Here is a 13,441-nt window from a genome sequence, read left to right as displayed (position 1 = left end):
TCAAACCCCGGCTGCATTCAAGCCAACACGGGTAATTTGCACCACCCATTCCACCATGGCTTTAGCCTGATCCATGCCTGCGCCAATCGCTTTGCATTCTTTGAACAAGAGCGGCAGCAATTGCTTGCGGATGTTGGCTTCAATGTTCTGCGGGTTGATGGAATGCTCGCCAACCACTTGCTCAACCAGTTGGTCGATATCAAACGCCAATGCCACCCATTTGCTTTGCACCTGTGCATCGCGGATGGCAAACACCTCGGGCAACGTCTTTTTAAAGATGCCGAAATAAGCCTGCGCATGGCGATTGCCCGTGAAGGCATCCGGCAGTTCATCCAACTGGCGCTGCTGCACTTTTGCTTCAAACTCGTGGAACAGCAAGTATTGCTTGATTGGATGATCGAACAGCTTTTCCGCCTCGGCAATGGCATCGCGCAGCAGCTTGGAGAAGGCCTCTTGCGCATACGGGTCATCGCGTAACTCCTGCTCAATCATCTTCGCCACCCGGGTTTTGATGATGTCGGTTTCGTTACGGGTTTTTTCTTCCGACCAGTCTTCCGGCTTGGATTTGCTGCCCATTTTGCCAACTTCATACGTGCCGCCCGGTTCGCGCACTTCGACGCCAACGACATGCTTATCCAGCAATTTCTTTACCTGGGTGGCGTAGTCGTCATAGTTGATGGTTTCACCCGTATCCTGCTTCACCAATTGGCGCAAACTGGAGAACTGCTTTACCGTTTCCTTGTAGTGCTGGCGATCCGCATCGCTAAAGCTCGTGTCCTCAAAGAAAGTTGCCGATTGCAGCGCTACTTTCAGGCAACTGGAGAACTCGCTGAGTGCTTCGTAGAAGTCATCTCGCACCTTCTGGTTCACATCAAGCAGCTCGCCGTTACGCTCTTCCGTTTTCGGGATAAGCACCTGGCGCAGCTGTTCGATGTCATTCTTGTTTTTCACCCCATCAAAAATGGCCCACAGCTGCTTATACAGGCGCGGCAGGCGTTTGTACTCAGTGCTCATCGGGCTGTACAAACCGGCGATATCGTTGATGTCATAACCACCCTGCGTACGTGCAGCCAAGTCCTGGTACTTGGCAATGGTGGTATCCAGCTCGGCCAGAATGCCGCGATAGTCGATCAGCAAGCCAAATTTTTTCAAGGGGTGCAGGCGGTTGACGCGGGCAATTGCTTGAATCAGGTTGTGCTCTTTCAGCGGCTTGTCGATATACAGCACGGTATTTTTCGGCTCGTCAAAGCCGGTAAGTAGCTTGTCCACCACGATCAGCAGCTTGAGCGATTCATCTTTGTCGAAACGCTCGATCACCTGCTTGGTGTAGACCTGCTCATCCTGCGAGCCGACATTGTCTTTCCACCACTGCGTCACTTCAGGGATCGAGGCTTCATCCACTTCCGAATTGCCCTCACGGGTATCCGGCGCGCTAATCACAACAGCAGATTCAAACAACCCAGCTTCATCCAGGTATTTCTTGTACTTGATCGCCGATGCCTTGCTATCACACGCCAACTGCCCTTTGAGGCCTGCGTCGATGTTCTTATCGAAATGCTCAGCAATATCGCGGGCTATCAGCTGGATGCGATCGTCAGCGCGATACAGCTCGCCGCGTTTGGCGTATTTGCGCTTCAGGTCGGCTTTCTGCTTGTCGGTCAGGCTGGTGGTAATACGGGTGAAGCCGGCATCAATCGCTCTATCGTTGATATCCAGATCGGGGATGCGCTCCTCGTACAGTAGCGGGGTAACGGCTTCGTCTTCCGCTGCGCGCTGCATGGTGTAGGCATGCACAATCGGGCCGAATTTGCTGGTGGTTTTGTCGTCCTTTAGCAGCGGGGTGCCGGTAAACGCCACAAAGGCGGCCTTGGGCATGGCCTGCTTCATGCGGATATTGCTTTCGCCCCCCTGGCTGCGGTGGCCTTCATCAATCAGCACAATGATGTCGGGGCTGGTATTCACACATTCCGGCAGCTTGGTCGCGGTATTGAACTTGTGAATCAGCGAGAAAATAATGCGCTCGGTACCGGTACTGATCTGCTCCGCCAGCCGCTTGCCGGAAGTGGCCAGCGCCGCTTCCTTATCTTTCTTGCCGGATAACTCGCCGCCCGAAGCAAAGGTTTTGGAGAGCTGGCTTTCCAGGTCAATACGGTCCGTCACCACCACAATGCGGCATGCCTTCAACGACTCATGCAGGATCAGCGCCTTGCTTAAAAACACCATTGTGAATGACTTGCCCGAGCCGGTGGTATGCCAGATCACGCCGCCTTCACGCCCGCCATCGGCGCGGCGGGTGTTGATGCGGGCGATCAGCCGCTTGATGCCGAATACCTGCTGATAGCGGGCCACGATCTTGCCTGCTTTTTTGTCGTACAGCGTGAAATACCGCACCATCTCCAGCAGGCGGGCGGGCCCAAGCAAGCTGATCAGTAATTTGTCCTGGCCGCTGACCGCCAACTCGCCGCCGGCCAGCAGGGATTGATACCACTGCAAATCTTTGGCAGCGCGATGCGTGAACAGGGTATCGATCTGCAGCCCGCTCAAGGGCTTGTTCTTGATCGCCGCCATCTCGGCATCGGCGATATCCTCCTCGCGCCAGGCAGCGTAAAACTTGGCTGGCGTGCCGCAAGTACCATAGCGGCCATCGGTGCCGTTAATGGATAAAATCAGCTGGGCATAGGCAAACAGGCGCGGGATTTCATCGTGGCGCTGATTGCGCAGCGATTGCGAAATGCCCTCGGCAATGGTCGGCCCTTTTTTGGCATTGCCATCGGGGCGCTTGGCCTCGATGATCACCAGCGGGATGCCGTTCACAAAGCACACAATATCCGGACGGCGGCTATCCATTCCGCCCGAGCGCGTGACGCTGTATTCCTCGGTGAACAGAAAGCTATTGTTTTCCGGCGTTTCCCAATCGATCAGCGCAATAGTCGGGCTGGCCTTCCTGCCCTCTACAAACTCGGTCACCGAAATGCCGTACAGCATGTGGTTGTAGAGTTTCTCATTCGCCAGCGCCAGGCCTTCATTCAGCGCCGGGCTGCACACCTCGGCAATCAGCTTATCCACTGCCTTATCCGACAAGACCTGCTCACGCCCCTCAAAGCGAAAGCGCCGTGTCTGCAATACCCGTCGCAGTTCATCGCGCAACACCACTTCATCCTGCTTGCCACCGCGTTGGGCCAAGGCCTGTACGGGGGGCAGGAAGATCCAGCCCAGCTGGCTCAGCAGCGTCAACGCGGGGATTTTGGCGCTGTATTCCTCTTGAAATTTGGGCGAGAACGCTTGCTTCATGGCTGATCCTTCTTTTTGCTGGCGCGTTTACTGTCCCATGCCAAAAGCGCCGCAATGTCCCGTTCGCCCTCCGCCTCTTTCAGCCTGCGTTGCTGCTGGGCAAACTGCTCATACTCGGCGGCTGCTTTTTCATCGGCCATCTGCTTGCTGATCTTACCCGCACCGTGCAGCACATCACGGTCATTGAACTGCAGGAACTGGTCCAGCTTGTCCTGCCAGTCGCGCAGAAAGATCTGCTGCCGGCGCTTGGCCTGGTCTTCGGCAAAATCCAGCCACATGCTCACCACCCGGTTCAATTCATCCACTTCGGCGCTATTCAGATAGTTTTTGGCGACTGTCACATCCGCCTTGCGCACCTCATGTCCCTTGTAGCTGGTCAAGCCCATATGCGGTTGGCTGGCATCGGCGCGCTGATGTATCAGCTCGGCGGCGGTCAGGCCGGTGCAGGCAAAGTGCAGCTTGTTCTGGATGATCTGGAAGAACTGCGTGGTGTCCTTGAACGAGGGTTCATAGTCGGCCGCCAGCGCAAAAATCTCCCGCACCCGCAGATACATGCGCCGCTCGCTGGCGCGGATGTCGCGGATGCGCTCCAGCATCTCGCCAAAATAGTCGGGCACCACGGATGGGCCAACGGGCGGGTTTTTCAGCCGCTCGTCGTCCATCACAAAGCCCTTGATCAGGTATTCCTGCAGCGTCTGTGTCGCCCACTGCCGGAACTGCGTGCCACGGGGGGAGCGCACGCGGTAGCCCACCGCCAGAATGGCCGACAGGCTGTAGTGATCAATCTCGCGAGAGACCTGACGCGCCCCTTCCTGACGAACTATCCGGAATTTCCGGATAGTTGCCGCCGGGTCCAGCTCCGCTTCCTTGAACACGTTCTGCAGGTGCTCATTGATGGTGCGCACATCCTTGCCATACAGTTCGGCCATGGTGGCTTGCGACAGCCACAGCGTCTCGTTCTCGAAGCGGCATTCGATGCGCACCTGGCCATCGGCCGATGAGAACATGATGAACTCGCCGGCAGGCGCCGCGGGCCAGGTGTTCGGATCCGTCATTCACGCCTCCGCTTCGTCCAGCGCGCACTGCACGCGGCGCTTGCCGGTCAGCAGTTGCTGCATCAGGGCTTTCTTCTCTTGTTTCAGACCGTCGAGCTGGGATTGCAGGGCTTGGATTTCTTGGTCGGCTGATGTAAGAGTCGCAGCAATTTTCACCTGTTCAGCCAGAACAGGTAGCGGCACTTTCAAGTCAAAGAAATCAGCGGGTTTTACATTCAGCAACCCATGAGCACGACCACCTTCATGTGCAATTTGTGTTAAGCCACGATTAAGTAAGCCTGATTCGAAATAGTGCTCAAAGAAGTTACTATCTGCTTTATCCTTTGCGGCCAATGCAAAGCAAATGTACAGCGTCGTCACCACTCCGTCGTCGTAGCGATTGAGGCGCTTGATCGCTCCCATGGGGTAGCTGATGGAATAGCTCTTGTTGTATGCAAACTGGCCTTTCTTCAATAGGAAATAATTGTCCAGTGTTTCTGATGCCACAGTGCGGTTGAAGTATTCATCCTGCCGAATCAAGCCCTGCTGACCAGAAATAGTAACTACATTCTCTGATTGGCCATCATTACGTGTTGTCACCCTTGAGAAAATGCTTCCCAATTTGACAGCCTTCCATTCCCCCTCAAATCCCGGAAAGCGTTTTTTGCCGGTGAGCAGCTGTTGCATCAAAGCTTTTTTCTGCTGCTGGGCAAGGTCGAGCAGGCGCTCGGTGGTAGCGATGGCCTGATCCCAATTCGAGAGGATTTGGGCGATTTTCTTTTGTTCGGCTAATGGGGGACAAAGCACCCTAACTTTTCTAAGTTCTTCTAATGATATCTCTTTAAATGTGCTCCCTTTGCTCAGGGCATTTACATGGTTCAAAATGGAAGTGCTAGTTACTTGGTAATAGTGAAATAAACTGTCGTGCTCATTCGAAACAGAAATCCGTGCCGTGCCTTGTGTTAAGTTGGCTTCTTTTAACTCACTTGGAACAATTGCTGCTTCGCCAATATTGCCACGCAGCGAAAAAACGATATCACCGGGATGAACTGCTGAACGCCGATATTTATGGTGAATATCATGACTTGTTCTTTGAAGCTGATTTGGGTTAATGCCGCCTCGAACATCAGAGCTTTTGATATATGGCACCCCATCATCAATGTGCGGTCCAGCTTGAACAATTCCGTATGAGATTTTTTCCTTCACAATCCCACTAAGTGTGTTTTGCTCCCACCCCTTAGGCACCATAACCCAACTCCTGCAGGTATTTCGCCATCTCGCTTTCCAATGCAGTCAGTTGCGCTTTCAAAGCCTCGCGCTCAGCACGCACCGCCAGCAGGTCGATTTCTTCTTCTTCTTCAAAAGTATCGACGTAGCGCGGGATGTTGAGGTTGAAGTCGTTGTCGCGGATTTCGTCCAGGCTGGCCAGATAGGCGTATTTCTCTATGCTGCGGCCTTCGCGGTAGGTGCTGACGATTTTGGCGATGTTGTCTTCGGTGAGGACGTTCTGGTTTTTGCCAGCTTTGCATTCGCGGCTGGCGTCGATGAACAGTACCTTGCTGTCGGATTTTTCCTTGCTGAAAATCAGGATCGCCGCCGGGATGCCGGTGCCGTAGAACAGTTTTTCCGGCAGGCCGATCACCGCGTCGAGCAGGTTTTCTTCAATCAGCTTCTGGCGGATTTTGCCCTCGCTGCTGCCACGAAACAGCACGCCATGTGGCACCACCACGCCCATGCGGCCGCTGCCGGGTTTCAGCGTTTCGATCATGTGCAGGATAAAGGCGTAGTCGCCCTTGGTTTTGGGCGGAATGCCACGGCGGAAGCGGCTGTATTTGTCGTTTTCGGCTTCGTCATGCCCCCATTTTTCAAGTGAAAACGGCGGGTTGGCGGTGACGATGTCGAACAACATCAGCTCGCCGTTTTTATCCAGCAGCTTGGGGTTGCGGATGGTGTCGCCCCATTCGATTTTGTGGTTGTCCTCGCCGTGCAGGAACATATTCATCTTGGCCAGCGACCAGGTGGAGCCTATGGCTTCCTGCCCGTACAGCGCGTAGTTTTTGCTGCCGTGATTGCTCACCACTTTGCGGCCGCATTTCATCAACAGCGAGGCCGAGCCGCAGGCTGGGTCGCAAATAGTGTCGCCCGGCTGCGGGTCCAGCAGCTCGGCGATCAGTTCGGAAACCTCGGGCGGGGTATAGAACTCGCCGGCTTTCTGGCCGCCGCTGGCGGCGAAGTTCTTGATCAAGAACTCATAGCCGTTGCCGATGATGTCCAGCATGCCAACGCGGCTGGGCTTGAGGTTGAGCTCGGGCTTGGCAAAGTCTTCCAGCAGGTGACGCAGAATGGTGTTTTTCTGCTTTTCTTCGCCCAGCTTGTCGGTGTTGAAGCTGATGTCCTGAAACACGCTTTTGCCCGCGTCCTTGAGCTTGGTGCCGTTGGCTTCTTCAATCGCGTGCAGCGCCTGATCGATGCGCTCGCCATTGCCCGGCTCGTGGCGGCGCTGGTACAGCTGGTAGAAGCTGGCCTCCGCCGGCAGCACAAAGCGCTCGTTTTTCAGCATTTCGGCAATCAGTTCCGGCTCGTCACCGTATTGCTTCTGGTAGGCGTCGTAGTGGTCCTGCCAGACATCGCTGATGTATTTCAGAAACAGCATGGTGAGCACAAAGTCTTTGTAGGTATCGGCGCTGATGGTGCCGCGAAAGGTGTCGCAGGCCGCCCATAGCGCTTTATTGATGTCGTCCTGGTTGATTTGCTCGGTCATGGTGGTTCCTTGAATGCGTATTTTTAACGGTGATGTGTTGCAGGCGCGGGTTCGGCGAACAGGTCGGCGGCGAGCTGATTGGCCATCGCCGCCTGCAGTTGCTCGCCATTCCGGCGCAGTTGTTCGATCAGGCGCAGTTCTTGCCGCAAGGTATGGGCCAGGCCAACGATGGCCTGCTGCCGGGCGAGATCCGGCACGGCAATGGGTATTTCGTCCAAAGCGTTGCGCTTGATGGCTTTGGTGAGGGTACCCTCGGCATTCAGGTCAAAATAGCGCTGGCAGGGGGGCTGGTTGAGAAACCAGCACAGGTATTCGGGCAACAGCTGGGCCGCAGTGGCACGCACAATAAAAAATTGCGGCGCGGCGATGGCCTGCTTGCCGCTTGCGGTAAGCGCATCGTCAATCAGCACAGCGTAGTTGTGGCTGCCACGCGCCGCCACCAGGATATCGCCCACTTGCAGGCAGTCATCCCGGCGGCCAGTGGGCTCGGTTTCAATACAGCCGGCCCAATTCACACCGTCTGGTGTTGAGGCATCTTTCATCTGCACGGCGACAACCCCCGAGCCTGGCGACTCGGCAATCTTCCCTCTAAAGGGATGCCCGGCAGAGATTTTGGCAAGGTATTTCAGCTGCATGCCTTCACCGTTTCATCGTTGATGATGCATATTATTCCGCGCAGCTCTGCCCGTCAATTTATTGTTTCTTACTCATTGCTGCAAAAAAAACACACCCATCAGCATGGCGTTCTGGAACCGTGGTTTGAGCGGTGTTTACCCTACCCTTGGCCTCTGCAAACAGCCTACCTTCACATCAGCGCGCCTCGTCGCGCCTGTTCATACGTACTTCTGCACTTGCCTGCCAAGCCTCTCGGCTAGATAATCTCCCCGTGCCGTTCAATAGCGGCACCGGGATTGGCGTCCTGTTACATCTTCCATCGAACTGCCGCGTTCGCCGCGCCAGTTCGATCATCATTGCTACGCGCAATTTATGGCGGGCCGTGGTGGGAGTGTCGCGAGACACGCCGGAGGAGATGCCGGTAACGCCAATCCCGCCATGCGCCTGCCACCCCCGATTGGCGTCGGGAAAGCAGGATTGAGCACTCATCTCCGTGAGGATCTTGCTATGTCTAGCATTTCCCGCAGTGCGTCTCACCTTGCCGTATCCCCCAGCCCTTTGCTCCGTTCCGGGGCGTCTGCCTCTTTGTCCCAGCCCAGCCTGTTGGCCATGCATAGGCTGCATGATGCCTTTGCCGCCTTGCAGGACCAGCTTGCCCGCAAGCCGCAGGCCTGCGCCCGCGTGCCGGCGGCGCAGCTGGCGCATCTGTGCCGCGACATTGAAGACGCGGTGGTGGAAACCATCTGCCACCTGGCCCACAGCCAGCTGGGCCTGCAGGCGCTGTTGGACCTGCTTGCCTGCCTGGGCGACGACGTGCGCCTGCCTTCCAGCCGCCTGCTGCAATTATTGCAGCCGCTGGACAAGCGGGTGGAAGCGTCGCTCAGCCGGCTGACCGGCGTGCTGTAAGCCGCTGCCGCCGCGGCCCATCCGGGCACGGCGGCCGCTGAGAACCCCGTGTTGGGGTGGGCAGCGGCGTGGCGGCACCTTGGGGGCGCACCCACCCATCACGCCCCTCGCCGCCTGCGCATCAGGCACCTTCCGCCCTCGCCGCTTGCTCCGCCCCGCACGGGACGCACTGACTTACCGCTCGCCCGCGCGCGTTGGCCTTTCCCCGGCCGCTGGCCGGACAGGCGCTGGCTCGCGCCCGGGTGGGCGGGCTTTCTCGCTGGAGGATACGCATGCACCACCCCACTGAATTTGCGCCGTTTGCCTTGCACATCCGCCCCCAGACGCATGGCCACGGACCACACCGCCATCTGCGGCCATCCCACCCAACCGCGCCACTGGCCAAGCTGAACCAGACCTTTGCCCAGCTGCAGGAGCAATTGGCCGATCCCGATCTAGCCAGCCTGCGCCAGCCCGTGGCGCAACTGGCCCACCTGTGCCGGGAGATGGAGGACGCGGTAAGGGAATCCATCCCCCACCTGGCCCACGCGCAGCTGGGCCTGGAATCCATGATGGACCTGCTCTCATGCCTGGGCGACGACGTGCGCTTGCCGTCCAGCCGGCTGAAGGAGATGCTGGCGCCGCTGGATAAGCACATGGACCCGCCGCTCCACCTACTCACCCGCGCGCTGTAAGCGCCCAGCCCGCCGGGCCGGCGCGCGCAGGCCCGGCGGTTTCCGCTATCCAGTCATGGAGGAAAACGCATGTCCAACATCACCCCGTTTACCCCGCCCACACCCGGCAACGAACCCAATGCCGGCAAGCCAAACCATCGCCCCGCCACCGTGGCGGCGCTGGTGGAGCTGAACCAAATCATCGCCAAACTGCAAAACCCGCTCACCCGCCACAGCCCCACCGCCCTGTGCCTGCTGGTGGAAAGGCTGGCGGAGCTCAACCAGGACATTGAGCAAACCCTCAGCGCCAGCAACCAAACCCTGGCCCGCGCCAGCGAAGGCATGCAATCACTGCTGGACCTGCTGCGCCTGGCAGACGGCACGCCACTCCCCGGCCGCCAGCTGTTCAGCCTGCTCACCCCGCTGCATCGGGAACTGCTGCTGGCCCGCCATCAGCTGATAGGCCGGGTGTAGCAAACAGCCCACCCGGCCGGATGGCGGGGTGGGCTGTTTGCTTTGTGGACTGTTCCGGGTACCGTGGACAAATCCCCGCCTTTCTGCGGAGCGGGCCATCGCCTTGCCGGATCAGGCGGCCTACTCGGCCTCGTCCGGGCCTAGGCTGACCAGCAGCGCGTCGGCGTTGACGATGTCGCCGACCTGGCAGTGCAGCTCGGCCACAATGCCGGCGCAGGGGGCGTATAGGCGGTTTTCCATCTTCATCGCCTCCACGATGGCCACCACCTGCTGGGCTTCCACCCGGCTGCCCGCCGCCAGCGGCAAGGCCACCACAGTGCCGGGCATTGGCGTGCGCACCTGCAGGCCGCCGCCGGCCTCCTGCTCGGCCTGTTCCGCCTGTTCGGCGCGCAGGGCCACGCGCTGGCCGCCGACGCTCAGCTCGACATCGTCGCCGCGCAGCAGCGCGTACCAGCGCCAGCCGTCCACCTCGCCCTGCCAGCGCTCGCCGGCGCCGGCCAGGCTGACGGCATGGCGCCGCCCGTCCACCCGCACCAGGGTCTGCTCGCCGTCGTGCTCAAGCAGCCAGGCCTGCCAGCGTTCGGCCCCGCTGCGGTAGGCCACCCGGCCCAGCGGCGCATCGGGGTCCAGCGCGGCGCGGTCGTAGGCGCCGACGCCGCCCTGCCAGGGCGAGGCGGATTCGGCGCAGGCTTGCGCCTGGCGGATGGCGGCGGCGCAGGCCACCCCGGCCGTGAGGCGGTTGGCCTCCGGCTCCGCCGCCAGCTCGTCCACCAGATGGGTGTGCAGCTGGCCGGCCTGCACCTGCGGCTCGCGCAGCAGCCGCTGCAGGAAGCCCAGATTGCTGGTCAGGCCCAAGAGCTCGGTGTCGCGCAGGCCGGTCTGCAATTGCGCCAGCGCCGCGCCGCGGCCGGAGCCGTGCGCGATCAGCTTGGCCAGCATGGGGTCGTAGAAGGCCGGCACCGCGCCGCCGTGGTCGAAGGCGGCGTCTACACGCAGCTGCGCCGGCCAGCGCGCGTGCAGCGCGGCGCCGGGCATCGGCGCGAACTCGCGCAGCGGGTCCTCGGCGTAGACGCGGCATTCGATGGCGTGGCCGTCGGCGCGGATGTCGCCCTGGGCCAGCGGCAGGCCCTCGCCGGCGGCGATGCGCAGCTGCCATTCCACCAGGTCCAGCCCGGTGATGGCCTCGGTCACCGGGTGTTCCACTTGCAGCCGGGTGTTCACCTCCAGGAAGTAGAAGCAGCCATCCGGCGCCAGGATGAACTCGAAGGTGCCGGCGTTGCGGTAGCCTATCGCCTGGGCGCCGCGCACGGCGGCCGACAGCAGCGCCTCGCGGGTGTCGGCCGGCAGGCCGCAGGCGGGCGCCTCCTCCACGATTTTTTGGTGGCGGCGCTGCAGCGAGCATTCCCGCTCAAACAGGTGCACGGCCGCGCCTCGGCCGTCGCCGAAGATCTGCACCTCCAGGTGGCGCGGCTGGGAGACGTAGCGCTCCACCAGCAGCCGGCCGTCGCCAAAGCTGGAACGGCCGATGCGCACGGCGGCGTCCACCGCCTCGCGCAGCCCGGCCTCGCTCCACACCACCTGCATGCCCTTGCCGCCGCCGCCGGCAGACGGCTTGAGTATCACCGGATAGCCGATCTCGGCGCAGGTCTCCTGGATCAGGCCGTAGGATTCGGTGGCCTCCGGCGAGCCAGGCAGCACCGGCACGCCGGCGGCCTCCATCAGCTGGCGCGCGCGGGCCTTGTCGCCCATCTGGACGATGGTGTCCGCGTCCGGGCCGATGAAGACCAGGCCGGCCTCGGCCACCGCGCGGGCGAAGCCGGCGTTCTCCGACAGGAAACCGTAGCCGGGGTGGATGGCCTCGCTGCCGCTGAGCAGCGCGGCGTCTATGATGGCCTGGCCGTTCAGATAGCTCGCGCTGGCCGGGGCCTCGCCTATCCATTCGCGCGCGACGGCGCCCTGCAGATGGTCGGCTCCGGCGTCGGCGCTGGAGTGGACGGCGACAAACTCTATGCCCAGCCGCTGGCAGCTGCGGGCGATGCGGCGGGCGATCTCGCCGCGGTTGGCGATCAAAATTCGTTTGAACATGGGCTACATCCTGAAGACGCCAAAACGGGTTTCGCGGGCGGGAGTGGCGGCAGCCAGCGCCAGGCTGAGCGCCAGCCACTCTCGGGTTTGTGCGGGGTCGACGATGGCGTCCACCCACAGCCGGGAGGCGACGTACAGCGCCTGGCCCTGCCGTTCGTAGGCCTCGCGTATCGGCCGCTTGAAGGTCTCCTCCTCTTCCGCCGTCCAGCTCTTGCCCTGCTTTTCCAACTGCTCGGCGCGGATCAGCGCCAGCACGGTGGCAGCCTGCTCGCCGCCCACCACCGTGGTCTTGGCGTTGGGCCACATCGCCATCAGCTGCGGGCCGATGGAGCGGCCGCACATCGCCAGATTGCCGGCGCCGTAGCTGCCGCCTATCAGGATGCTGAACTTGGGCACGCGGGCGCAGGAGGCGGCGTTGACCATCTTGGCGCCGTGCTTGGCGATGCCGCCGGCCTCGTACTCCGCGCCCACCATGAAGCCGTTGATATTGTGCAAAAACAGCAGCGGAATGCCGCGCTGGGAGCATATTTCGATGAAGTTGGCCGCTTTTTGCGCGCTCTCCGAGAACAGCACCCCATCGTTGATCAGTACGCCCACCGGGTAGCCGCCGATATGGCCGGTACCGCACAGAATGCTGGTGCCGAAGCGGGCGCGGTACTCGACAAAGGCCGAATCGTCCAGCAGCCGGGCCAGGATTTCACGCGCCGGAATGTGCTCGCGCGGATTGGCGCTGATGATGCCTGGCAGCTCGGCGGGATCGTGGCGCGGCGGCAGCGGCGCCTGCGGCGGCGCGTATTGCTTGCCGACGCCGCGGCGGGCGACGATGTCGCGCAGCAGCTGGATGGCGTGCTCGTCGCTGAGCGCGTAATGGTCGGCCACGCCGCTGTCGCGGGTGTGGACGTCGGCGCCGCCCAGCGTCTCGGCGTCGACGATGACGCCGGTGGCCGCGCGCACCAGTTGCGGGCCGCCGAGGAAGATGGAGCCGTTGCCGCGCACGATGATGGTTTCGTCGCTCATCGCCGGGATGTAGGCGCCGCCGGCGGTGCATGAGCCGAGCACGGCCGAGATTTGTGGCAGCCCCAGCGCCGACATCTCGGCGATATTGCGGAAGATGCGGCCGAAATGGTGCTCGTCCGGAAAGATTTCTTCCTGCAGCGGCAGGTAGACGCCGCCGGAATCAACCAGGTACAGGCAGGGCAGGCCCAGCTCGCGCGCGATGTCCTGGGTGCGCAGATGCTTGCGCAGCGTCAGCGGATAGTAGGTGCCGCCCTTGACCGAGGCGTCGTTGGCGAACACCGCCACCGCGTGGCCGGAGACGATGCCGATGCCGGTGACGATGCCGGCGCAGGGCACCGCGTGGTCGTAGACCTGGTGGCCAGCCAACTGGCCTATCTCCAGAAACGGTGTGCCGGGGTCCAGCAACAGCGACAGCCGCTCGCGCGGGGACAGCTTGCCCTTGGCCGCCTGCTTGGCGCGGGCCTCGGCGCCGCCGCCCTGCAAGGCGGCGTCGCGGGCGGCGGCGATCTGCCCGCGCAGCAGGCTATAGGCCGCCATATTGCGCTCATAGGCCTCGCCGCTGGCAGGGAGGCGCGATTCGATTCGAGACATATCCGATTCCTTAC

The 13,441-nt window shown here is 61.0% G+C and carries 10 protein-coding genes; 3 read left to right on the top strand and 7 right to left on the bottom strand.

Annotation, left to right across the window (positions count from 1 at the left end; genetic code table 11):
• The 5 genes from BI347_RS07940 to BI347_RS07920 are packed head-to-tail and all read right to left on the bottom strand — an operon-like array spanning position 1 to position 7,721.
• Positions 1-3,291 carry a type I restriction endonuclease subunit R gene (locus BI347_RS07940; protein ID WP_071115670.1) on the bottom strand — a complete coding sequence of 1,097 codons (3,291 nt, stop codon included), beginning with the start codon at positions 3,289-3,291 and terminating at the stop codon, positions 1-3.
• Entirely contained in the window at positions 3,288-4,346 is a 1,059-nt protein-coding gene (locus BI347_RS07935) for a virulence RhuM family protein (protein ID WP_071115669.1), read from the bottom strand. The genes BI347_RS07940 and BI347_RS07935 overlap by 4 nt, the downstream gene beginning before the upstream one ends.
• On the bottom strand, positions 4,347-5,573 hold the full coding sequence (locus BI347_RS07930; RefSeq protein WP_071115668.1) for a restriction endonuclease subunit S: 1,227 nt from the start codon (positions 5,571-5,573) through the stop codon (positions 4,347-4,349). It lies immediately after the preceding gene.
• The gene (locus tag BI347_RS07925) at positions 5,563-7,086 is read right to left on the bottom strand and encodes a type I restriction-modification system subunit M (RefSeq protein ID WP_071115667.1); all 1,524 of its coding nucleotides are present in this window, start codon (positions 7,084-7,086) and stop codon (positions 5,563-5,565) included. The genes BI347_RS07930 and BI347_RS07925 overlap by 11 nt, the downstream gene beginning before the upstream one ends.
• A gap of 23 nt (positions 7,087-7,109) precedes the next feature.
• Positions 7,110-7,721 carry a restriction endonuclease subunit S domain-containing protein gene (locus BI347_RS07920; protein WP_071115666.1) on the bottom strand — a complete coding sequence of 204 codons (612 nt, stop codon included), beginning with the start codon at positions 7,719-7,721 and terminating at the stop codon, positions 7,110-7,112.
• A gap of 352 nt (positions 7,722-8,073) precedes the next feature.
• Here BI347_RS07920 and BI347_RS07915 point away from each other — a divergent pair, with 352 nt between their 5' ends.
• From BI347_RS07915 to BI347_RS07905, 3 genes are all read left to right on the top strand, one after another.
• The gene (locus BI347_RS07915) at positions 8,074-8,607 is read left to right on the top strand and encodes a DUF1484 family protein (protein ID WP_338032375.1); all 534 of its coding nucleotides are present in this window, start codon (positions 8,074-8,076) and stop codon (positions 8,605-8,607) included.
• A 272-nt stretch (positions 8,608-8,879) separates the two neighbouring features.
• On the top strand, positions 8,880-9,281 hold the full coding sequence (locus BI347_RS07910) for a DUF1484 family protein (RefSeq protein WP_071115665.1): 402 nt from the start codon (positions 8,880-8,882) through the stop codon (positions 9,279-9,281).
• A gap of 69 nt (positions 9,282-9,350) precedes the next feature.
• Positions 9,351-9,734, top strand: coding sequence for a DUF1484 family protein (locus tag BI347_RS07905; RefSeq protein WP_071115664.1), 384 nt, complete (start codon positions 9,351-9,353; stop codon positions 9,732-9,734).
• Positions 9,735-9,854: 120 nt separating this feature from the next.
• On the opposite strand, the gene BI347_RS07900 is transcribed toward BI347_RS07905, so the two are convergent.
• Positions 9,855-11,819 carry an acetyl/propionyl/methylcrotonyl-CoA carboxylase subunit alpha gene (locus BI347_RS07900; protein WP_071115663.1) on the bottom strand — a complete coding sequence of 655 codons (1,965 nt, stop codon included), beginning with the start codon at positions 11,817-11,819 and terminating at the stop codon, positions 9,855-9,857.
• 3 nt (positions 11,820-11,822) lie between these two features.
• Positions 11,823-13,427: a carboxyl transferase domain-containing protein gene (locus tag BI347_RS07895; RefSeq protein ID WP_071115662.1), complete on the bottom strand. Its 1,605-nt coding sequence runs from the start codon at positions 13,425-13,427 to the stop codon at positions 11,823-11,825.
• Positions 13,428-13,441 lie beyond the last annotated feature (14 nt).

It is taken from the genome of Chromobacterium sphagni (genome assembly GCF_001855575.1).
Lineage (GTDB): Bacteria > Pseudomonadota > Gammaproteobacteria > Burkholderiales > Chromobacteriaceae > Chromobacterium > Chromobacterium sphagni.
This window is presented reverse-complemented; position numbering and strand designations above follow the sequence as displayed.

Excerpts from the sequence above, each read along its gene's own strand:
- BI347_RS07935 (WP_071115669.1), bottom strand. The coding sequence starts at position 4,346 with ATGACGGATCCGAACACCTGGCCCGCGGCGCCTGCCGGCGAGTTCATC.
- BI347_RS07940 (WP_071115670.1), bottom strand. The coding sequence starts at position 3,291 with ATGAAGCAAGCGTTCTCGCCCAAATTTCAAGAGGAATACAGCGCCAAA.
- BI347_RS07920 (WP_071115666.1), bottom strand. The coding sequence starts at position 7,721 with ATGCAGCTGAAATACCTTGCCAAAATCTCTGCCGGGCATCCCTTTAGA.
- BI347_RS07930 (WP_071115668.1), bottom strand. The coding sequence starts at position 5,573 with ATGGTGCCTAAGGGGTGGGAGCAAAACACACTTAGTGGGATTGTGAAG.
- BI347_RS07915 (WP_338032375.1), top strand. The coding sequence starts at position 8,074 with ATGGCGGGCCGTGGTGGGAGTGTCGCGAGACACGCCGGAGGAGATGCC.
- BI347_RS07900 (WP_071115663.1), bottom strand. The coding sequence starts at position 11,819 with ATGTTCAAACGAATTTTGATCGCCAACCGCGGCGAGATCGCCCGCCGC.
- BI347_RS07905 (WP_071115664.1), top strand. The coding sequence starts at position 9,351 with ATGTCCAACATCACCCCGTTTACCCCGCCCACACCCGGCAACGAACCC.
- BI347_RS07925 (WP_071115667.1), bottom strand. The coding sequence starts at position 7,086 with ATGACCGAGCAAATCAACCAGGACGACATCAATAAAGCGCTATGGGCG.
- BI347_RS07910 (WP_071115665.1), top strand. The coding sequence starts at position 8,880 with ATGCACCACCCCACTGAATTTGCGCCGTTTGCCTTGCACATCCGCCCC.
- BI347_RS07895 (WP_071115662.1), bottom strand. The coding sequence starts at position 13,427 with ATGTCTCGAATCGAATCGCGCCTCCCTGCCAGCGGCGAGGCCTATGAG.